We start from the raw sequence: 18,962 nt of genomic DNA, 5'->3' as shown, positions 1-18,962 counted from the left end.
TCGCTATACCGAAACAGGCGACAGCTGGCTTTCGATACCCGCGATCAAGTGCTCCAGGCTGACCGGTTTATGCAGGACCACGGCGCCGTGCTCACACGACGCCCGCACCGCGTCCAGATCGGCATGCCCGGTGAGCAACAGAATGGGCAGTCCCGGCCGGATATCGCGCAGCACGCGCGCCAGTGCCACGCCACTGAAATCACGCATGGCGCAGTCGCTGACGACAATGTCAGGCGGGCGATGCCGGATCGCCTCGATGGCTGCATATCCGCTGCAAACCGCCTCCACCTCGTAACCGGCATCGGCCAGAAGACGGGCCATGACGTCACGTAAACGGTCATCATCATCGACCAACAGCACGCTCACGGCACTGACAGTCTGAGGGGCAGACTCAGGCGGCGCGGCATGCGCCCGTTCCTCGATAGCGCGGTCGCGCACCTTCAGCAATAACGTCACCGTGGTCCCGGAGGTCATCCCGCACTGAATGGTCGCCGAGCCGCCCGCCTGTGCAGCGAATGCATACACCTGAGACAACCCCAGACCGGTGCCCTGGCCTTCCTTCTTGGTGGTGAAAAACGGCTCGAACACCTGGCTGGCGATGGCCGGGGGAATGCCTGGGCCGTCATCTTCCACCGTCAGTTCGACGTAAGCGCCGTCCGCCAGAAGCTCATGCCCGCCCAGTGTCAGCAAGCGCGTGGCCACCCGAATATTCCCTGTGCCCTGCATCGCATCGCGTGCGTTGACCAGCATGTTGAGCACAGCGGCCTCGAGCTGCGTGGCGTCGCACAGTATTCGGGCGGGTGTGGTGTCCAGCTCGAACTGCAGGTTGATGTCCGGGCTCAGCACCCGGTTGAACAGCTCTTCGAGGCTGCGCACCTGGGCGCTGACGTCTAGCAGCGTCAGGGCCGAAGGATCTTCGCGAGTGAATGCCAACAGTTGCGCGATCAGCGATGCGCCTTTGTTCACCGCTTGCAAGCCGACTGACGCCCAGCGCCGGACATCCTGCGGTTTCTCCGCCTTTCGTTCGACGAACTGCAAGCTGGCGCTGATGGCTTGAAGCAGATTATTGAAGTCGTGAGCGATGCCGCTGGTGAGCTGCCCGATTGCAGAAACGCGCTGGTGTTGACGCAAGCGCGCGTGCTCATGCTGATCATCGGCCAATGCCGAGATGACTTTACGACTCAGGCTGCGGGCCTGTTCGTCTTTCTCGGCGCTCAATTCACGCAATTGCAGCAGCGCAGCCGTCTGACGTGCCAACGCGGTCAGCGCGCCGACCTGACGCGCGTCCAGGGTTCGCGGCACAGTATCGATCACACACACCGTACCCAGCGCATGGCCTTGGTCCGTGACGATCGGCGCGCCTGCGTAAAACCGAATGAACGGCTCGCTCAGGACCAACGGATTGTTGGCAAAACGTTGGTCCAGTGCCGCATCTTCAACGATCAGCAATTGATCCGGTTCAAGAATGGCATACGCACAAAACGCCTGGTCACGATGGGTTTCACGTACCGACAGGCCTATGCAGGCCTTGAACCATTGCCGCTGATCGTCGATCAGAGACACCAGCGCAATGGGCGTGCCGCAAACGACCGACGCCAACTCGACGATGTCATCAAACGCTTGTTCTGGAAGGCTGTCGAGGATCTGAAGGTGATCCAGTGCCTGGATACGTCGAGCTTCATCAAGTGGCAGCGGCGCGGGTCGATGGGTCATGGGGTACGCAGGTCCACTCAAGGGGCGGTTTACCGGTTCTGTGATCGGAGCACCTTTCCATGCGCTTTGTTCCGCTCTGTACTGCACATGATGCCCGCCCCTCGACAAGGCTGGCAAATGACCATGGCGTTTTAATGGCTCCACCGGTCTGATTGTCAATCGTTCTTCAGAATCTTCTCGGCTGAACGAAATCGTCAGGGCCGCGTTGATAGACGACATCGATCATTTCATCGGAATAAGCGATTGGACGCTCTACGTACAGGTCGGTAGCTTGCTTATCAACTGATCACGTCTTTTTCGCCGCTTCTGCAATGTGGCCAAAAGTCGCACATCGTTGCCCTCACAAGGACCTGCCGTCGTGTCTTGCGACACGGTCGCGCATCGAGACCGGATGCTTTGAACCACTCCTATATCTGCGTGGCGCGCGGCCTTGTGTCGTGGTGCCGGCCATTGCGTGCGAGTCCAGAAGAACATGTCCATCAATACGCCTCAACAGATCGCTGAAATCACCATCGAAGCCGGGGTGAAGAAGTCGCATTTGCCCACCCTCTCGATCCTTGTGCTGGGATTTCTGGCCGGCGCGTTCATCGCCCTGGGTTTTCTGCTGGACATCCATGTCAGTACCATGATCCCGGCGCAGTGGGCCTCGCTGGGTAACCTGCTGGGCGCTGCGGTGTTTCCGATTGGTCTGATCCTGGTGATCCTGGCCGGCGGCGAACTGTTGACCGGCAATATGATGAGCCTGCCGACCGCGCTGTTCGCTGGACGCATTTCGCTGGCTGCCGTCGCGCGCAACTGGGTGCTGGTGACCTTCGCCAATCTGCTCGGCGCCCTGTTCATCGCCTACTTCTTCGGCCATGTGCTGGGCCTGACCGAAGGCGCCTATCTGGCCAAGACGCTGGCGATTGCCAAAGCCAAGGCCAGTGCCGATTTCGCTCAGGCCTTCATCTCGGGCATCGGCTGCAACTGGCTGGTATGCCTGGCCGTGTGGTTGTCGTATGCGAGCAAGGACGTCACCGGCAAGATCCTCGGCATGTGGTTCCCGATCATGGCGTTCGTCGCCATCGGCTTCCAGCACGTGGTCGCGAACATGTTCGTGATTCCGGCCGCGATCTTCGCCGATGCGTTGAGCTGGGGTCAGTTTGTCGAAAACTTCTTCGCTGTGTTCCTGGGCAATGCGGTAGGGGGTGCAATTTTTGTCGGGCTGGCGTATTACGTATCGTATTCAAAGGCTTTGCCTGCCTCGGCAGTCGGCGAACATGCCGCGATGATCGAGCAACCGGGAAGCCAAAAGATTTAAACGATTCAATCGCGGAACGTTCACAATGACGTTCCGCGGTTTGCTTCTGCCATGCAGCACGTTGTCGAGAAAAGCTATGTCGGATCGGGTTTTGATAGACGGGTATTCACGCAAGGTCGATTACGTTCGGATGTCCGTGACCGATCGTTGCGATTTCCGCTGCGTGTATTGCATGGCGGAGGACATGACGTTCCTGCCCCGCCAGCAGATCCTCTCCCTCGAAGAAATCCAGCAGATTGCCGAGCGCTTCGTCGCGCTGGGCACCAAAAAGATCCGCCTGACCGGTGGCGAGCCCCTGGTACGCGCCGGCATTGTCGGCCTGTGCAAAAACATCGCGGCCCTGCCTGGCTTGCGTGAGCTGTGCATGACCACCAACGGGTCGCAACTGGAGAAGCTTGCGGCACCGCTGTTCGAAGCCGGCCTCAAACGCTTGAACATCAGCCTGGACAGCCTGGACCCTGCCCGCTTCAAGGAACTGACACGCACCGGTGACCTGGCCAAGGTCATCGCGGGCATCGACGCCGCCAATGCGGCCGGCTTCACCCGCACCAAGCTCAACTGCGTGGTGATGCAAGGCCGCAACGATCACGAGATCAACGACCTGGTGGCATTTGCCATCGACCGGGGGCTGGACATCACGTTCATTGAAGAGATGCCGCTGGGCGTCATCAGCGAACACAGCCGTGCCGAGTCGTTCTTTTCCAGCGATCAGGTGCGTGAACGCATCGCCGAACGCTACACCCTGATCAACTCCACCGAGTCGACCCAAGGTCCCTCCCGCTACTGGCGCCTGGCCGAGGCCCCAGGCATCCGCGTAGGCTTTATCTCGCCCCACAGCCACAACTTCTGTGCGACCTGCAACCGGGTTCGTGTCACCGTCGAGGGCCGGCTGTTGCTGTGCCTGGGCAACGAGCATTCGGCCGACCTCAAAGCCGTGCTTCGGGCCAATCCCGGGCAACCGGAAAAGCTGGAAAATGCGCTGATCGAAGCCATGAAGCTCAAGCCCTACAAGCACAACTTCGAGATCAACGACGACGTGCAGGTGGTGCGATTCATGAACATGACGGGCGGCTGATACACCCTGCACCCTGTTCGTGACTGCTCCCTGGCCAGAGGTCAAGCCTAACCCAGCAACTGACTCACCACTGCCCGCAACTTGCCCGGTTTCACCGGCTTGTTCAGCAACGGCGCGCCCAGCTTCTGCAAGGACCTGCGACACAGGTCCGTACGATCGGCGGTGATCATTACGCATGGGATCTCCAAGCCGAAGTGCACACGAATGTTCGCCACCACCTCGCACCCCAACACGCCGTGATCCAGGTGAAAATCAAACAGAATCAGCTCCGGCGCGCGGTCCTGCAGAACGCTGTAGCACCCCGCCTGATCCGTTGCCGTGAGCACTTCACACCCCCACTGCTCCAACAACGCCGCCATGCTCTCAAGAATATTGGTCTCGTTATCCAGCACCAACAAACGCCGTCCTGGCAGCGGGTTGCCTGCGCCCGGCAACTGCTGCGCAACCACTTTGATCGGCACCGGCATGTCGGCCGACAGCGGCACATCGATCGAGAACACTGAACCGCGTCCTGGTTGCGAACGCACGTGAATGGCACAACCGAGAATCCGGCCGATGCGCTCCACAATCGCCAGCCCCAGCCCGACGCCTTTACGGTCCGCCGCGCGGCCGACGTCCAACTGGTTGAACTCCAGAAAAATCGAATCCAGCCGGTCCTCGGCGATGCCGCGTCCCGTGTCCCACACCTCAATGCGCAATGACTCGCCACGCTTGCGGGCCGCCAGCAAAATGCCGCCGTGCTCCGTGTACCGGCAGGCGTTGCTGAGGAAGTTGCGCAGGATGCGGGTCAACAAACGCAGGTCCGTTCGCACGGCCAAATGAGCGATGTGCGCCCGCAGGGTCAGCCCCGCTGCCGCGGCCACCGGCTCGAACTCGGACACCAGTGGCGCCAGTATTTCTTCCAGCCGATACAGCTCGATGTCCGGCTCAATGGACGCCCGGTCGAGCTTGGCAATGTCCAGCAGGTCTGTGAGCAGGTCTTCTGCCCCCTCCAGCGCCTGATGCGTACGCTCCACCAAGGTCTGTTCGGCGGTTGGCAACGTGCGCTCACGCAAGGTGGAGATCAACAGCCGCGCGGCGTTCAAGGGCTGCAACAGGTCATGACTGGCCGCAGCGAGGTATTTGTCTTTGCTGCGGTTGGCGGATTCGGCAGCGTCCCTGGCCTCGCGCAGGTCATGCTCGATCTGCTCCCGCTGAGTGATCTGCTGTTGCAGGTTACGGTTAGCCTCCAGCAACTCGTCGGTGCGGGCGGCCACGCGCAATTCCAGTTGATCGTTGAGTTCCTGCAACCGTTGCTGGGCCAGTTTGCGCTCGGTAATGTCGGCCACGAAGCCTTCGAACAAGCCGTCCTCGTCCGGTTTGAGCAACAGGTTCATCAACACGTCAACGTAACTGCCGTCCTGGCGCCGCAACCGGGTTTCATAACCTTGCAGGCTTTGCTCGCGTTGCAGCACCTGAGCAATGGCGTTCATTTCCGCGTCGCCGCCAATGAACAGCGTGCTGGCGAGGTCATCCAGCAACGACAGCACCTCGCGCTCATCGCGATAACCGAGCATGCGCGCCAACGCCGGGTTCGCGGCGCGCAGGCCTTGGTGCAGGCTGGCCTGGAAGATGCCGTGCACGGCATTTTCAAATAACCATTTGTAGCGGTTGCGCTCGGTTTCCAGTTCCCCAAGCCGCAGGGTCAGTTCCGGGTAATGGCTTTTTCGGGTCGAGTGATTGCCCAACCCGAGCAGCGCCGTGAGCGCGCCTTGCTGGACGTCAGAGGGCTTCGCCATACACCACTTCGACGTCCCGCTGACTGGACGCACGCGGGTTGGTCAGGATGCAGGGGTCGCCCATCGCATGCTGAGACAGAAACGGGATGTCGGCCATGCTCACGCCTTGCAGGCCGAGGGTTTCGTGAAATCCGACCTGATGCTTGAGGGCGATCAGGTGTTCCACCAGGCGTTTGCTGATGGCGACATGATTCAGGCCCCGGCAATCGATACCCAGGGTTTCGGCGATCACTTTGAAGCGGTCCGGTGCCGAACTGTAGTTGAACGCGACCACATGCTCGACCAACACCGCATTGCACAGCCCGTGCGGCAAGTCCAGAAAGCCACCCAGGCTGTGGGACATGGCGTGCACGGCCCCGAGAATGGCGTTGGAGAACGCCAGACCGGCCTGCATGCTCCCGAGCATGATTTTCTCGCGCAAGGCAATGTCGGCAGGGTTGGCAATCATCTGCACCAGATTGCCGTTTATCAGGCGCATGGCTTCCAGGGCATGAGGGTCGGTCAGCGGGCCATGACCGGTCGAAACGAACGCCTCAATGGCGTGAACCAGCGCATCGATGCCGGTACAGGCAGACAGAAACGGGTCCATGCTCAGGGTGGTTTCCGGGTCGATCAGCGACACGTCGGGGACGACTGCCTTGCTGACGATGGAGAATTTCATGCGTTCCTGCTGATCGGAGATGATCACGAACTGCGATACGTCAGCAGACGTGCCCGCAGTGGTCGGAATCAAGATCAGCGGGGGGCTCGGCACGCGAATGGTGTCGACGCCTTCGAACTCAAGGATGTTGCGCCCATGGGCCACGGCGATGCCGATGCCTTTTCCGCAATCCATCGGACTGCCGCCGCCCACCGCGACGATCACATCGCAATGGTGCTCGCGATACAGCTCGGCGCCGAGCATGACTTCTTCGACCCGGGGGTTGGGCGACACGTCGCTGTAGATGAAGTATTCCAGGCCCTGGGCCTGCAAGCTGGCTTCGACGTCGGCCACCCAGCCGGCAGCGATGACACCAGGGTCACTGACCACCAGCACTTTACGTGCGCCGAAGGTTTTGGCGTAGTTGCCCACGCTGTGACGACTGCCCGCACCGAAGATGATTTCCGGGGACACGAATTTACGCAGCTGGTTGAGGCTTTGGCTCATATCAAGCGCATTCTTATTGTTATTAGAGAATGAACGCCAGCCTAGAGCATCTGCGGGGTAATGCAATAAGACCAACGACTGACGGTGTCGGCTCATGGCGAGGGTCTTCGTGCAGGAGAGAAGACCCGGTCAACGTTCATTGACCGGGCATGCCGATCAACGGCTGGCGAAGTACATGGTCACTTCAAAACCGATACGCAAATCGGTGAACGCTGGTTTTTTCCACATGGGCCTTTCCTCGTGTCGTTCAGGGTAGTGCCGGATGGTCCGGCCCTTCATTAGGGCACGGAGCCGTTGCCTGGCGAATAGTACTTTGGGACTGATCTGATCGTCCCCACGCTCTGCGTGGGGATGCCGCCCCGTACGCTCTGCGTCCACGCAAAGCCGACGCGGAGCGTCGAGGGATGCATTCCCACGCGGAGCGTGGGAACGATCTTCACTCCCTCAGATGGACCGTCCACATCCGCAACGAGGGACGATCACATTGGCCGTATCAGCGCTTGGTCACCAGATCTTTGGGCAGCTTGAAGGTCCAGAGCATGCCGCCCTGGTTGAAGTCCTTCACCCGCTTGGCCACCTCGCCACCCCACAGCGGCACCGCGCCGCCCCAGCCGGACAGCACGGACACGTACTGTTCGCCGTCCATCTCCCAGGTGATCGGTGAGCCCAGTACGCCTGAACCGGTCTGGAACTCCCAGACCTTGTCGCCGGTTTTGGCGTTGAACGCCTGCAGGAAGCCTTCCGGCGTGCCGGTGAACACCAAATTGCCTTTGGTTGCCAGCACCCCGCCCCACAGCGGCGCATAGTTCTTGTGACGCCAGACTTCCTTGCCGGTTTTCGGGTCGATAGCGCGCAGCACGCCGATGTAATCCTCGTTCAGAGGCTTGATGGTGAAGCCCGCGCCCAGGAACGCGGCGCCTTTCTTGTAGGCGATACCCTCGTTCCAGATGTCCATGCCCCACTCGTTGCCCGGCACGTAGAACAGGCCGGTGTCAGGGCTGTAGGCCATGGGCATCCAGTTTTTCGCGCCGAGGAAGGCCGGCGCCACGAACGCCGACGAACCCTTGGCTTCGCCGTCTGGCGCGCCGGGGCGGCTGGCGTCGATATAGTTTGGCCGACCGTCCTTGTCCAGGCCGCTGGCCCAGGTGATCTTGTCGGCGAACGGGAAACCGCGAATGAATTTGCCGTCCTTGCGATTGAGCACGTAAAAAAAGCCGTTGCGGTCGGCCGTCGCCGCAGCCTGAACGGTCTTGCCGTTTTCCTGATAGTCGAAGGAGATCAGTTCGTTCACGCCGTCGTAATCCCAGCCATCGTGGGGCGTGCTCTGGAAATGCCATTTGATGGTGCCGTCATCAGGGTTCAACGACAGCCGAGAAGAGGAATACAGGTTATCGCCCGGCCGCATGTGCGAGTTCCACGGCGACGGGTTGCCGGTGCCAATCAGGATCTGGTTGTTGCTCGGGTCGTAATAGCCGCCAAGCCACGGCGCAGCCCCGCCGGTCTTCCACAGGTCGCCCGGCCAGGTCTTGTTCGCCTCGCCACCGGAGATACCGTTTTCAATGGCCTGACCGTCTTTGTAGACGTAACCCATATTGCCCTCGACGGTTGGACGCGACCACAGCAACGTACCGTTTTTCGGATCGTAGGCCTCGACCTTGCCGACCACGCCAAACTCGCCGCCCGCAACGCCTGTGATCAACTTGCCGTTGACGATCATGGGCGCGGCGCTGATGGAGTAACCGGCCTTGTGGTCAGCCACCTGCTTGCTCCACACCACTTTACCGGTGTCTTTGTTGAGCGCGACCAACTTGGCGTCGAGGGTGCCGAAGTACACCAGGTCGCCGTACAGCGCCACGCCCCGGTTGATCACGTCGCAGCACGGACGGATGTCGTCAGGCAGGCGCGCGTCGTATTGCCAGAGCTTCTTGCCGGTGTGCGCGTCCACCGCGAACACCCGAGAATAGGAGCCGGTGAGGTACATGACCCCGTCCTTGACCATGGGTTGCGCCTGCTGTCCGCGCTGTTTTTCACCACCAAACGAGAAGGCCCAGACGGGTCGAAGGTCCTTGACGTTGTCGGTGTTGATGATGTCCAGCGGGCTGAAGCGCTGGCCCTGCACGCCCAGGCCGTTGGTGACGATCTGATTGGGGTTCTTGGGGTCCTGGAGGATTTCTTCGTCGGTCACGGCGGCCAGAAGGCTGCCGGACGACAGCATGGCGCTGACCAGCAGGCCCAGTGCGAAAGAATGGCGACGTGCGGGTTGAATCATGACGGCTGCCTCTACGGTTTATTGTTGTTTTCTTCCTTTCGGGACAGTTTCCCGAACAAGTCGATTGTTGGCGGTGAGGCCCCTGCCAGCAATTGACCGCAGTGTGGAGGTTTCTAGTTCTTTGGTAGGTGGGCCAGCACCCGGCGAACGCGCGTCAGCGAGTATCGACCCTGACCATCTGCGCCCGCTCGTACGTCGGATACAGATGGCTGACGCTGCGAATCAGTTCGTACCGGGTCAGGCTGATGGCCGCGAAACGCTCAGGAACAGGCGTTCTGATCAGCTCTGCCATGTCGGCGCCCTGGGCCGCCCCGTCCCTCAACAGCCCGTCAAGCCAACCCAGGTAGTCACGCATCTGCTGCAGAGGCCGGGCGTCCGTCGCCACGGGCCCATGGCCGGGGACCAACCGTTTCCACGGCAGCGCCTGCAGGGTATCCAGGTCGTTCAGCCACACCTGTAGACCCGGGCTGTTCGGGGTCGTCAAGGCGCGCTGGTAAAAGACGATATCGCCCGCGAACAACACGCCCGTGTTTTCATCAAAGATGGCGAGGTCGGCGCCCGTATGCCCGGAGAGCGCCAACAGGCGCAAGCGGTGGCCGCCGAACGCCAGTGTGCCCGGCACCAACACCTGCGTCGGCAAACGCGTTTCAGTGCCGCGCATCCAGTCACCGACCATCCGGTACATGTTTTCCGTCAGGGCATCGCCCTGCGTGCGCATCAATTCGGTGGTACCGGCCAACGCACCGATCGGCACATCGGCGAATGCCTGGTTGCCCAGCACGTGATCGGGATGATGATGCGTCAGCAGCACCTGAATCACCGGCTTGTCCGTCACCGAGCCTATGGCCTTGCGCAGGGCCTCGCCATAGCGACGTGACGGTCCGGTGTCGATGACCACCACACCGCCGCCGGTGACAATGAAGCCAGTGTTAACGATGTTGCCGCCGTTACGTTTATCGAAGTTTTCGGTCGTGCCTTCCAGCAAGTAGGTATCTTCAGCGATCTGCCGGGGTTGCAGGCGATACTCCAGCTCAGCGTGTGCCAGCGCACTGACGCAGAACAGCAAGCACCCAATAAGGCGCATGGCGGCACTCCGGTTCATTTCACAGCCGCGCTGAACAGGTTGCCGCTGATATCGCGCAACGACAATTGCGTCTCGCCGTCACCCTCAATGTCGAACCCCAGCGTCGGGTTCTCACTCACGGCGGGAAACAGTTCCAGCGTCGCCAGCAGCTTGCCGTGGGTGTCTTTGAGTTGCGCCTGATTCAGATAGAACTCAGGGATGCCGCTGACCATGCCGTTGTCCATCGGATGGGAGATTGTCACCCGCAAACGGCTGAAGCCTGAGCGTGGATAACGCCCTCCCATCACCTCGCCGATATGCTCCTCCCAACCAGGCTGTGTGCGCACGACGCTGGGCGCGGTGCACCCTCCGCCCGCCGCGTCGATAGTGGTCGAACCGATGTGCCAGACGCCGTCGCGGGTCAGCACGGCGGCACGCAAGGGCGTGGCCTGCTCGATCCGGATACGGATCGACAGCCAAGGCAGCACCCGCTCGACCGGTTGAAAATCGACGATCTGCGGCAAGGGATTGAGCTCGGCCCACGCCAGAATCCGTACCACCTCCCCGGTGTACGCCCGCGCATCGATCTCGATCGGAACTTGCCGGGCGTCTTCGGCAAACGGCGGTGCGCGCAACAGCACCTTGTCGTCGAAGACGTAGGGCTGATCCTTGAGGAACTTCTGCTGGTAGTAGCCCCACATCACCGACGTAACCGGGTCTTTGCCAGGATCGGCGTGGGCCACACCTTGCAGAAAAAGCAGCAAGGCAAACCCGACCGCCCTGCCCCGGACACGGTTCACGGATACATCTCCGGCACGTCGTAACGCATGCCGTAAGCGGCGTAGATGCGCTGCACCTCGCCTTCACGAATCAACGTCTCGAGCGCCTCTTCGATGGCGTAGGCCAACTGGCGGTTGCTCTCATGCACCGCCATGCCGATCTCCCAGGTTTGCCGTCCCATGCTCGGGTAAGCGTTTTCGGCCAGCGACCATTGCGGGTCATGGGCCTGATGCAGTTGCCAGTCCACCTCGCCGCGCATGGCCATGACCGCGTCGACTTTGCCGTCGTGCATGGCAACGAAAGCCTCCTGCACCGACGGGAAATGGTGGGTGCTGCCTGCAAACTGGGCATTGAAGATCGACGTCAGGTAGAACGACGGCACACTGTCGATCTCGACCCCGATCGGATGCTCGGCAAACACCGCAACGCTGGGCACCGCGTCCAGCCGCTTGCGGTCGAATGCGACCTGCCAGCGCTCTGTCTGATAGGGCGCGAACATCACGACGTGGTCGTTTTCCAGTTCGCCGACGTCGTTGCGCTTCTGCGAGTAACCCTTGTCGTAGGGCACGCGCATCATCAGGTCGGCCAGTTGCTGACCGCGCAACGGGCTGCCGCGCCAGATCAAGTCGCGCAGGTCGTCGTCGAGCTTTTCGCCGGGCGGCGCCCACATCAACTCCAGCCGCACGCCCAACGCTTTAGCCAGCGCCGTCGCCAGGTCGGCATCGACGCCACGGGGCTGCCCGTCCACCTGAAAGCTGTAGGGTGGAAAATCCTGGTACACCGCCACCTTGATCACCCCGGCCGCGATGATGCTGTCGTAGGTGCGAATCTGCGCGTGGACGGGCTGGAACATCAATGCCAGGCAACAGAAGACGGGGCTCAGCAGTACGGCGAAGGCGCGCATACCGATCATTCCTCGTTATGAACACTGTCCAGATAGGTGCGAACAGCCCACAGGGCCTCCTGACTCAGGTAGTCGGCCATCTTGGGCATGTACACACGACCGTCGCGCACCGCGCCGTTACGAACCCGCTCGACAAACCACTCATCGCCCGCACTGCCGACGTCCAGGTGCCGCAGGTCCGGCGCGATGCCTCCGGAAATGGCTTCCAGCCCATGGCAGGCGGCACAGTTCTGGGTGTAGGCCGACTTGCCGATTTCCAGTGCCTTGTCGTGATCTTTGGATTCACGATACGGGTTTTCAGCACGCCACTCAGGCCCCAGCTGTTCCAGGCCATCAGTGGCAACGGCATGGGGCACTACATCACCGTGGGCCTGAGCCAGGTTGCTGGCGAGCAGACCGCAGAGCATCAATGCGCCCACCAGCAACGTGCATTTTTGGATTCGGGACTCGGTCTCAGCCGGGATCAGGTTTTTTGTTGTCATTGTTATGTCCTCAGAAGTGCATGCAAAGGCCTGTCGTCATCTTAGGAACGGCGTCTGCGCGCCCGAATGCTGCTTTGGTGGCCGCGCCTTACTACCTTGGTACTGGCAGACCCGTACCATCTGCATATTTCCCCACCGGACAGGCATTTCTATGCTGGCCCTGTCTGTCGGGAGTGCTCTATGCGCCAACTGGTGTTTCACCCATTGCTTTGCCTTGCCCTCGTCGCATGGTCGTTGCTGGCGATAGCGGCCGAAGACCCTGTGCAGGTGCGCATCGGCTATCTGGCGTATATCCCGGACACCGGCCCGATTCTGTCCAACGTCATTCCCGAACCCACAGACGCAGGGCTTCGCGGCGCAGAACTGGCCATCGTCGACAGCAACAGCACCGGGCGTTTTCTCAACCACCGCTACAGCCTGACGAATGCCAGTGCGAACAGCACTCACGCGCTGCTTGAGCAAGCCAGTGCGCAACATGAACAGGGTTTGCGCCTGTTCGTGGTCAACGCGCCGGTTGAAACGTTGCGTCAGCTCAGCGCCGCGATGCCGGACAGCCTGCTGTTCAACGCGGGCAGTCCCGACGACAGCCTGCGCAGCACCGCCTGCCTGCACAACGTGCTGCACACACTGCCCAGCCGCGCGATGCTGGCCGATGCACTCGCGCAATTTCTCACTGTTCGGCGCTGGACACGCTGGCTGTTGATCGTCGGCCAGACCCCCGACGATAAGGCCTATGCCAATGCCTTGCGCCGCGCGGCCAAACGCTTCGGTCACACCATCGTCGCCGAGAAGGCCTTCACCTTCGATAACGATCAGCGACGCAGCGCTCAGGCCGACATGCCGCTGTTTACCCAAACCGCCGAGTACGACGTGGTGCTGGTGTCGGACGAGCGCGGGGACTTTGGCGAATACGTGCCTTACCAGACCTGGTACCCGCGCCCGGTGGCGGGCACGCAGGGCCTGACCCCGATCGGCTGGCACAAGACCGTGGAAACCTACGGGGCCGCGCAACTGCAAAAACGCTTCGAAGCCACTGCCGGGCGCTGGATGAACGACCGGGATTTTGCCGCATGGATGGCGGTGCGCAGCATCGCCAGTGCCGTCACCCGGCTGCGAGGCACCGATGCAATGCAGATTCGTGAACTGGAGCTGGGCGACAACCTGCCGCTGGACGGCTTCAAAGGCAGCAAGCTCAGCTATCGGTCATGGAACGGCCAGCTCCGCCAACCGATTCCGGTTGTCCAGCCCCGCGCGTTGGTCACCACCTCGCCGCAGGACGGCTTTCTGCACCCCGGCACCGAACTCGACAGCCTCGGCTATGACAAGCCCGAGGTGGCCTGCACCTTTTGAGCGCCTGACGCTTTTAAGCAACGACCCACGCCAGACAATTCCAACAACAAGGACCGCACCATGCGCCGCACCCTGATAGCCACTGCCCTGTTGATCGCTGCGGGGCCAAGCCTGGCCGCCACCGCGTTCGTCTCCAACGAGAAGGACAATACCCTCAGCCTGATCGACATGGACACCTTGCAGGTGACCCAGACCTTGCCCGTCGGGATGCGACCGCGCGGCCTGCTGCTGTCCCACGACAACAAGCTGCTGTACATCTGCGCAAGCGACTCGGACCGCGTGCAGGTGATGGACGTCGCCACGCACATGATCATCAAGGAACTGCCCTCCGGCAAGGACCCCGAGCAATTCGCCCTGCACCCCAACAACCGTTGGCTGTACGTCTCCAACGAAGACGACTCGCTGGTGACGGTCATCGACACCGAAACCTCGAAGGTGCTGGCACAGGTGGACGTCGGCGTCGAACCCGAAGGCATGGCGGTGAGCCCCGATGGCAAGTGGGCGGTCAACACCAGTGAAACCACCAACATGCTGCACTGGATCGACACGTCGACCCAGACACTGGCGGATAACACGCTGGTCGATCAACGCCCGCGCTTCGTCGAGTTCAACAAGGACGGCTCGCAGCTGTGGTCGTCGGCAGAGATTGGCGGCACGGTGAGCGTGATCGACGTTGCCAGCCGCAAGATCCTCAAGACCCTGAAATTCGAGATCAAGGGCGTGCACCCGGACAAGGTGCAGCCGGTGGGCATCAAGATCAGCGATGACGGCAAATACGCATTTGTCGCCCTGGGGCCAGCGAACCATGTCGCGGTGATCGATGCAAAAACCCTGGACGTCATCGACTACCTGCTGGTGGGGCGACGGGTGTGGCAGTTGTCCTTCACCCCGGATCAGAAACAGCTGTTGGCAACCAACGGTGTCAGCGGCGACGTTTCGGTGATCGACGTGACCAGCCTCAAGGTGCTCAAGTCGGTCAAGGTCGGGCGTTATCCGTGGGGTGTGGTGGTGGCGCCATGAGCGCGTTGCACGTCGATCAATTGAGCTTTTCCTACGGCCCGCGCGAGGCATTGCGGCAGGTTTCGTTCAGCCTGGCGCCCGGTCGCTTCGCCGCCTTGCTGGGCCCGAACGGCGCGGGAAAATCCACCTTGATCGCGCTGTTGACCCGTCTCTACGACGTGCAAAAAGGCGAGATCCGTATAGGCGAGTTTTCGCTGCGTCAGTCACCTCGTCCAGCCCTGAAGCAACTGGGCGTGGTGTTTCAGCAAAGCACGCTGGATCTGGACTTGAGCGTTGAACAGAACCTGCGGTATCACGCCGCGCTGCATGGCCTGGCCCGGCGTGAGGTCAACGAACGGGTTGAACAGGAGCTGGCACGTCAGGGGTTGAGCGAGCGCCGTCGCGAGCGGGTCCGCGAGCTCAATGGCGGCCACCGACGCCGGGTGGAAATCGCGAGAGCGTTGCTGCATCAACCACGCCTTCTGCTGCTGGACGAAGCCAGCGTGGGCCTGGACCCGGGGAGTCGTCTGGCGCTGAACCAGCATGTGCGCAGCCTGTGCCGCGAACAGGGTATCAGCGTGCTCTGGACCACCCATTTGCTCGACGAAGTCCACAGCGACGACGACCTTCTGATTCTGCATCAGGGCCGCCTGGTTGCCAGCGGCCAGGCCCGTGAGGTCAGCGCCGAACACGGGGGCGGTCTGGACACGGCCTTCAATCGCTTGACCACCTCCGCGGGAGCGTCCCCACGATGAGCGCTTATTGGCATTGTTTCAGCGGGATCGTCCTGCGTGAATGGCTGCGATTCGTACTGCAACGCACACGGTTCCTCAGCGCACTGGTGCGGCCGTTGCTGTGGCTGCTGGTGTTCGCCGCCGGTTTCCGCGCGGCACTGGGCATCGCGATCATCGAACCGTATGACACCTACATTCCGTATGAGGTGTACATCATCCCGGGCCTGGCCTGCATGATCCTGCTGTTCAACGGCATGCAGGGTTCCCTGTCGATGGTCTATGACCGTGAGATGGGCAGCATGCGCGTGCTGCTGACCAGCCCCCTGCCCCGCACATTCCTGCTGGTGAGCAAACTGCTGGCGACTTCGCTGATCTCGCTGTTGCAGGTGTATGCGTTTCTGGCCGTGGCGTGGGTGTATGGCGTGCAGCCACCCGCGGCGGGGCTGCTCGTTGCATTGCCGGCCTTGCTGTTGGTCGCGTTGATGCTCAGCGCCCTGGGTTTGCTGCTGTCCAACGCCATTCGCCAACTGGAGAACTTCGCCGGGGTGATGAACTTCGTGATCTTCCCGCTGTTTTTCATGTCTTCGGCGTTGTACCCACTGTGGAAGATGCGCGAGGCCAGCGAGTGGCTGTACGGGCTGTGCGCGGTCAATCCGTTCAGCCATGCGGTGGAGCTGGTGCGTTATGCACTGTACGAACGGCTGAACCCGCTGGCATTGGCGGTCTGCCTGGTATTGACCGTGCTGTTTGCCTGGCTCGCCGTACTGACCTTCAACCCGCAGCATGCGGCGGTGCGCAAACCGGGCTGAACGACGAAATTACGACTTTAGTACTGGTTTTCCTTTCTATGGTCGCATTCACAAAGCAGCGGGAGTGGCTTGTAATGCAGTTCATAAGAAGAAAGGAATTCTCGCCATGCCCCGTGCCTTGTCATTCGCCTGCCTGCTTGCGCTGGCCTTGGGTTCAAGCCCGACGGTTCAGGCGGCAACCGCTGATGCGGCCGCGCCGCTGTTCAACGCCGACGGTTACCGCATCACGCTGTATCGTAGCCCGACGCCTGAACAGGTAGACGGTGCGCAGATCGTCGACACAGCACAACTTCAGGCGATGCTCAGCCAACGCCCCAAACCTGTCCTGATCGACGTTTACCGCCGGCAATGGCTGCAAGGGCGTTTCATTGAAGACGAACCCCACGCCAACCTCCCCGGCAGTCACTGGCTGGCCAACACCGGCGACGGCGAACTGGCCCCGCGCTGGATGGAATACCTGACCCTCAACCTGCGCGCGCTGACCGATGGTCATCAGGACACGCCCTTGGTGTTCTACTGCCGCGCCGATTGCTGGCTGAGCTGGAACGCGATAAAACGCGCCAGCGCCTTGGGCTACAGTCATCTGTATTGGTATCGCGATGGCCTGGACGCCTGGCAGGCCGCCGGACTGCCCGTGGAACCGGCACAACCCGAACCTTTGCGCTAAACGGCATCGACAATAAAAAAGGTGAAACACCATGTACAAGATCCTGATTGCCGACGATCACCCGCTGTTTCGGGAAGCCATTCACAACGTCATCAGCGATGGTTTTCCCGGCAGTGAAGTCATGGAAACCGAAGACCTGGACAGCGCGCTGGCCCTGACCCGGGAGCATGACGATCTGGATTTGATTCTGCTGGACCTGAACATGCCGGGCATGCACGGCCTCAATGGCCTGATCAACCTGCGCAACGAAGCGCCGACCATTCCCGTGGTGATCGTGTCTGCCGAACAGGACAAACAGGTGGTGCTGCAGGCAATCACCTATGGCGCGGTGGGCTTTATCACCAAGTCTTCGCCCCGCAAGCAGATGACCGACGCCATCGAGCAGATTCTCAATGGCAATGTGTACCTGCCGTCAGACATCATCCGCAGCCAGAAAAGCACGACACGGCGCAGCGGCAATGAAGCGCCCCACTTCCCGCCCGAACTGCTTCAGGCGCTTACCCGCAAGCAATTGCTGGTGCTGGAGCGCATGACCAAGGGCGACTCCAACAAACAAATCGCCTACAGCCTGACCATTGCGGAAACCACGGTGAAGGCGCACGTCTCGGCGATCTTGCGCAAACTCAACGTGCATAACCGGGTGCAGGCGATCCTGAGTGCGGGCGACATCGATTTTGCGGCGTATTTGCGCAGGTAGCGGATCGCTTCAACGCCTGCGGTGCGAGGGTTGCTGCGGGAGCGAATTCATTCGCGATTCAGCACAGCCGACAGACACCGCTCTGTCGGCTGTGCGAGCCTCTCGCGAATGAATTCGCTGCCACAAGGTTCTCACCCACACCGAAAATACCCAGGGCGATTACCCCTGCTGCACCAACACCTCGAATGCCTCCTCGATATAACTGACCTTGGTCGGTCGCACCAACCGGGCCACCTCTTCGCCGTCGCGCATAAACACCAGCGTCGGCCATAACTTCACCCCGAAAGAACGCCCCAGCCGGCGTCCGCTGCCGTCCTCGATTTTGAGGCGGCGCACCTGCGGGTACTCGGCGATCACTTCCTCTATCAACGGCTGCGCGGCATTGCAGTGACCGCACCAGTTGGTGCCGAACTCGATGACGCTGACGCCGCGCAGTGCATCAACGTCCGCTCGGCTCAACGTTTGGGCCACGTAAGGCTCGGTAGTCATGTGTTCACTCCCATCACGATCCCGCCAGTGTAGCGGCCTGCTGAAACCGGACGCAAAACACCGGCCGTCACTCCCATAGAAATAGTTACTTGCATAATGAAAGCCACAAGATTAGATTACGCCCATCATTTTCACGCAAACGATGCGTTGGAGGCCTGGTCATGCAAAAGAAAAGCTTCGCCGACATGCCTTGTCCGATCGCCCACAGCCTCGAACACGTGGGCGATTGGTGGAACATTTTGATCCTGCGCGACATGTCCTACGGACTGAGCCGTTTCGACGAATTCGAGAAGAGCCTGGGGATCGCGGCCAGCACCCTGACCCGTCGCCTCAACGGGCTGATCGAGTCTGGCCTGGTCGAACGCCGCGCCTACACCGACAAGCCGCCGCGCTACGACTACGTGCTCACCGACAGCGGTCGTGATTTTCGCCCTGTCGTGCTGACCCTTATGAAATGGGGCGCGCGGCACTTCTCACCCAACGGCTCGAACATCGAACTGGTGGACGAGACCAGCGGCCAGCCCGTTGATCTGGTGCTGACCGATGGCAACACCGGCAAGCGCATCAACATGCAGGACCACAGCCTTCGCTACAAAGGCCCGTCCGACAGCCTTTCCGCCTGGCGCCTGGAGGCCGGTCGCGCCCGCCGCACCGCCTACCGCGACTCGCTCCCTCCTTCCACCCCACTGCAGACCCACAGGTAAAC

General features: G+C 61.1%; 19 protein-coding genes. 9 read left to right on the top strand and 10 right to left on the bottom strand.

Annotated features, from left to right (window positions below):
* Positions 1–3: 3 nt before the first annotated feature.
* The gene (locus BLS87_RS02615; protein ID WP_074749889.1) at positions 4–1,713 is read right to left on the bottom strand and encodes a response regulator; all 1,710 of its coding nucleotides are present in this window, start codon (positions 1,711–1,713) and stop codon (positions 4–6) included.
* A gap of 472 nt (positions 1,714–2,185) precedes the next feature.
* Here BLS87_RS02615 and BLS87_RS02610 point away from each other — a divergent pair, with 472 nt between their 5' ends.
* Positions 2,186–3,013: a formate/nitrite transporter family protein gene (locus tag BLS87_RS02610; RefSeq protein WP_074749887.1), complete on the top strand. Its 828-nt coding sequence runs from the start codon at positions 2,186–2,188 to the stop codon at positions 3,011–3,013.
* A gap of 76 nt (positions 3,014–3,089) precedes the next feature.
* Positions 3,090–4,088 (top strand): GTP 3',8-cyclase MoaA, encoded by a 999-nt coding sequence (gene moaA / locus BLS87_RS02605; protein WP_074749885.1) that lies wholly within the window; start codon positions 3,090–3,092, stop codon positions 4,086–4,088.
* 47 nt (positions 4,089–4,135) lie between these two features.
* Here the strand turns inward: moaA and BLS87_RS02600 are convergent, their stop codons facing one another.
* From BLS87_RS02600 to pedF, 8 genes are all read right to left on the bottom strand, one after another.
* Positions 4,136–5,866: a hybrid sensor histidine kinase/response regulator gene (locus BLS87_RS02600; protein WP_074749883.1), complete on the bottom strand. Its 1,731-nt coding sequence runs from the start codon at positions 5,864–5,866 to the stop codon at positions 4,136–4,138.
* Entirely contained in the window at positions 5,850–7,013 is a 1,164-nt protein-coding gene (gene ercA / locus BLS87_RS02595) for an alcohol dehydrogenase-like regulatory protein ErcA (RefSeq protein ID WP_074749881.1), read from the bottom strand. The genes BLS87_RS02600 and ercA overlap by 17 nt, the downstream gene beginning before the upstream one ends.
* 156 nt (positions 7,014–7,169) lie before the next feature.
* Positions 7,170–7,241: a pyrroloquinoline quinone precursor peptide PqqA gene (gene pqqA / locus BLS87_RS02590; RefSeq protein ID WP_020289857.1), complete on the bottom strand. Its 72-nt coding sequence runs from the start codon at positions 7,239–7,241 to the stop codon at positions 7,170–7,172.
* 265 nt (positions 7,242–7,506) lie between these two features.
* On the bottom strand, positions 7,507–9,282 hold the full coding sequence (locus tag BLS87_RS02585) for a PQQ-dependent methanol/ethanol family dehydrogenase (protein ID WP_074749879.1): 1,776 nt from the start codon (positions 9,280–9,282) through the stop codon (positions 7,507–7,509).
* A 154-nt stretch (positions 9,283–9,436) separates the two neighbouring features.
* Positions 9,437–10,366, bottom strand: coding sequence for a quinoprotein relay system zinc metallohydrolase 1 (locus BLS87_RS02580; RefSeq protein ID WP_074749877.1), 930 nt, complete (start codon positions 10,364–10,366; stop codon positions 9,437–9,439).
* Between the two features lie 14 nt (positions 10,367–10,380).
* Positions 10,381–11,109: a quinoprotein dehydrogenase-associated SoxYZ-like carrier gene (locus tag BLS87_RS02575; RefSeq protein WP_074750249.1), complete on the bottom strand. Its 729-nt coding sequence runs from the start codon at positions 11,107–11,109 to the stop codon at positions 10,381–10,383.
* 32 nt (positions 11,110–11,141) lie between these two features.
* Complete coding sequence (locus BLS87_RS02570) at positions 11,142–12,029, bottom strand: substrate-binding periplasmic protein (protein WP_074749875.1); 888 nt, start codon at positions 12,027–12,029, stop codon at positions 11,142–11,144.
* Between the two features lie 5 nt (positions 12,030–12,034).
* Positions 12,035–12,511 (bottom strand): cytochrome c-550 PedF, encoded by a 477-nt coding sequence (pedF, locus tag BLS87_RS02565; RefSeq protein ID WP_074749873.1) that lies wholly within the window; start codon positions 12,509–12,511, stop codon positions 12,035–12,037.
* Between the two features lie 180 nt (positions 12,512–12,691).
* On the opposite strand from pedF, the gene BLS87_RS02560 reads away from it, so the two are divergent.
* The 6 genes from BLS87_RS02560 (at position 12,692) to BLS87_RS02535 (ending at position 17,767) form a co-directional block, all read left to right on the top strand.
* The gene (locus BLS87_RS02560) at positions 12,692–13,861 is read left to right on the top strand and encodes an ABC transporter substrate-binding protein (RefSeq protein ID WP_074749871.1); all 1,170 of its coding nucleotides are present in this window, start codon (positions 12,692–12,694) and stop codon (positions 13,859–13,861) included.
* A 60-nt stretch (positions 13,862–13,921) separates the two neighbouring features.
* Positions 13,922–14,881: a YVTN family beta-propeller repeat protein gene (locus BLS87_RS02555; protein ID WP_074749869.1), complete on the top strand. Its 960-nt coding sequence runs from the start codon at positions 13,922–13,924 to the stop codon at positions 14,879–14,881.
* Complete coding sequence (locus tag BLS87_RS02550; protein ID WP_074749867.1) at positions 14,878–15,615, top strand: ABC transporter ATP-binding protein; 738 nt, start codon at positions 14,878–14,880, stop codon at positions 15,613–15,615. The genes BLS87_RS02555 and BLS87_RS02550 overlap by 4 nt, the downstream gene beginning before the upstream one ends.
* Positions 15,612–16,403, top strand: coding sequence for an ABC transporter permease (locus BLS87_RS02545; protein ID WP_074749865.1), 792 nt, complete (start codon positions 15,612–15,614; stop codon positions 16,401–16,403). Before BLS87_RS02550 ends, BLS87_RS02545 begins: the two co-directional genes overlap by 4 nt.
* 106 nt (positions 16,404–16,509) lie before the next feature.
* Positions 16,510–17,070, top strand: a complete 561-nt coding sequence (locus BLS87_RS02540; protein ID WP_074749863.1) for a PQQ-dependent catabolism-associated CXXCW motif protein — start codon at positions 16,510–16,512, stop codon at positions 17,068–17,070.
* A 31-nt stretch (positions 17,071–17,101) separates the two neighbouring features.
* On the top strand, positions 17,102–17,767 hold the full coding sequence (locus BLS87_RS02535; protein ID WP_074749861.1) for a response regulator transcription factor: 666 nt from the start codon (positions 17,102–17,104) through the stop codon (positions 17,765–17,767).
* A 159-nt stretch (positions 17,768–17,926) separates the two neighbouring features.
* Here BLS87_RS02535 and BLS87_RS02530 read toward each other — a convergent pair whose 3' ends face one another.
* Positions 17,927–18,256, bottom strand: coding sequence for a thioredoxin family protein (locus BLS87_RS02530; RefSeq protein ID WP_074749859.1), 330 nt, complete (start codon positions 18,254–18,256; stop codon positions 17,927–17,929).
* A 161-nt stretch (positions 18,257–18,417) separates the two neighbouring features.
* Between BLS87_RS02530 and BLS87_RS02525 the strand changes: the two genes are divergently transcribed.
* Entirely contained in the window at positions 18,418–18,960 is a 543-nt protein-coding gene (locus tag BLS87_RS02525; RefSeq protein ID WP_074749857.1) for a winged helix-turn-helix transcriptional regulator, read from the top strand.
* The last annotated feature ends 2 nt before the right edge of the window (positions 18,961–18,962 follow it).

The organism is Pseudomonas abietaniphila, from assembly GCF_900100795.1.
GTDB classification, from domain to species: Bacteria; Pseudomonadota; Gammaproteobacteria; order Pseudomonadales; family Pseudomonadaceae; genus Aquipseudomonas; species Aquipseudomonas abietaniphila.
This window is presented reverse-complemented; position numbering and strand designations above follow the sequence as displayed.

What these genes read in the sequence shown, in the direction of transcription:
- BLS87_RS02615 (WP_074749889.1), bottom strand. Translation starts at nt 1,713, where the DNA reads ATGACCCATCGACCCGCGCCGCTGCCACTTGATGAAGCTCGACGTATC.
- BLS87_RS02610 (WP_074749887.1), top strand. Translation starts at nt 2,186, where the DNA reads ATGTCCATCAATACGCCTCAACAGATCGCTGAAATCACCATCGAAGCC.
- moaA (WP_074749885.1), top strand. Translation starts at nt 3,090, where the DNA reads ATGTCGGATCGGGTTTTGATAGACGGGTATTCACGCAAGGTCGATTAC.
- BLS87_RS02600 (WP_074749883.1), bottom strand. Translation starts at nt 5,866, where the DNA reads ATGGCGAAGCCCTCTGACGTCCAGCAAGGCGCGCTCACGGCGCTGCTC.
- ercA (WP_074749881.1), bottom strand. Translation starts at nt 7,013, where the DNA reads ATGAGCCAAAGCCTCAACCAGCTGCGTAAATTCGTGTCCCCGGAAATC.
- BLS87_RS02585 (WP_074749879.1), bottom strand. Translation starts at nt 9,282, where the DNA reads ATGATTCAACCCGCACGTCGCCATTCTTTCGCACTGGGCCTGCTGGTC.
- BLS87_RS02580 (WP_074749877.1), bottom strand. Translation starts at nt 10,366, where the DNA reads ATGCGCCTTATTGGGTGCTTGCTGTTCTGCGTCAGTGCGCTGGCACAC.
- BLS87_RS02570 (WP_074749875.1), bottom strand. Translation starts at nt 12,029, where the DNA reads ATGCGCGCCTTCGCCGTACTGCTGAGCCCCGTCTTCTGTTGCCTGGCA.
- pedF (WP_074749873.1), bottom strand. Translation starts at nt 12,511, where the DNA reads ATGACAACAAAAAACCTGATCCCGGCTGAGACCGAGTCCCGAATCCAA.
- BLS87_RS02560 (WP_074749871.1), top strand. Translation starts at nt 12,692, where the DNA reads ATGCGCCAACTGGTGTTTCACCCATTGCTTTGCCTTGCCCTCGTCGCA.
- BLS87_RS02555 (WP_074749869.1), top strand. Translation starts at nt 13,922, where the DNA reads ATGCGCCGCACCCTGATAGCCACTGCCCTGTTGATCGCTGCGGGGCCA.
- BLS87_RS02550 (WP_074749867.1), top strand. Translation starts at nt 14,878, where the DNA reads ATGAGCGCGTTGCACGTCGATCAATTGAGCTTTTCCTACGGCCCGCGC.
- BLS87_RS02545 (WP_074749865.1), top strand. Translation starts at nt 15,612, where the DNA reads ATGAGCGCTTATTGGCATTGTTTCAGCGGGATCGTCCTGCGTGAATGG.
- BLS87_RS02540 (WP_074749863.1), top strand. Translation starts at nt 16,510, where the DNA reads ATGCCCCGTGCCTTGTCATTCGCCTGCCTGCTTGCGCTGGCCTTGGGT.
- BLS87_RS02535 (WP_074749861.1), top strand. Translation starts at nt 17,102, where the DNA reads ATGTACAAGATCCTGATTGCCGACGATCACCCGCTGTTTCGGGAAGCC.
- BLS87_RS02530 (WP_074749859.1), bottom strand. Translation starts at nt 18,256, where the DNA reads ATGACTACCGAGCCTTACGTGGCCCAAACGTTGAGCCGAGCGGACGTT.
- BLS87_RS02525 (WP_074749857.1), top strand. Translation starts at nt 18,418, where the DNA reads ATGCAAAAGAAAAGCTTCGCCGACATGCCTTGTCCGATCGCCCACAGC.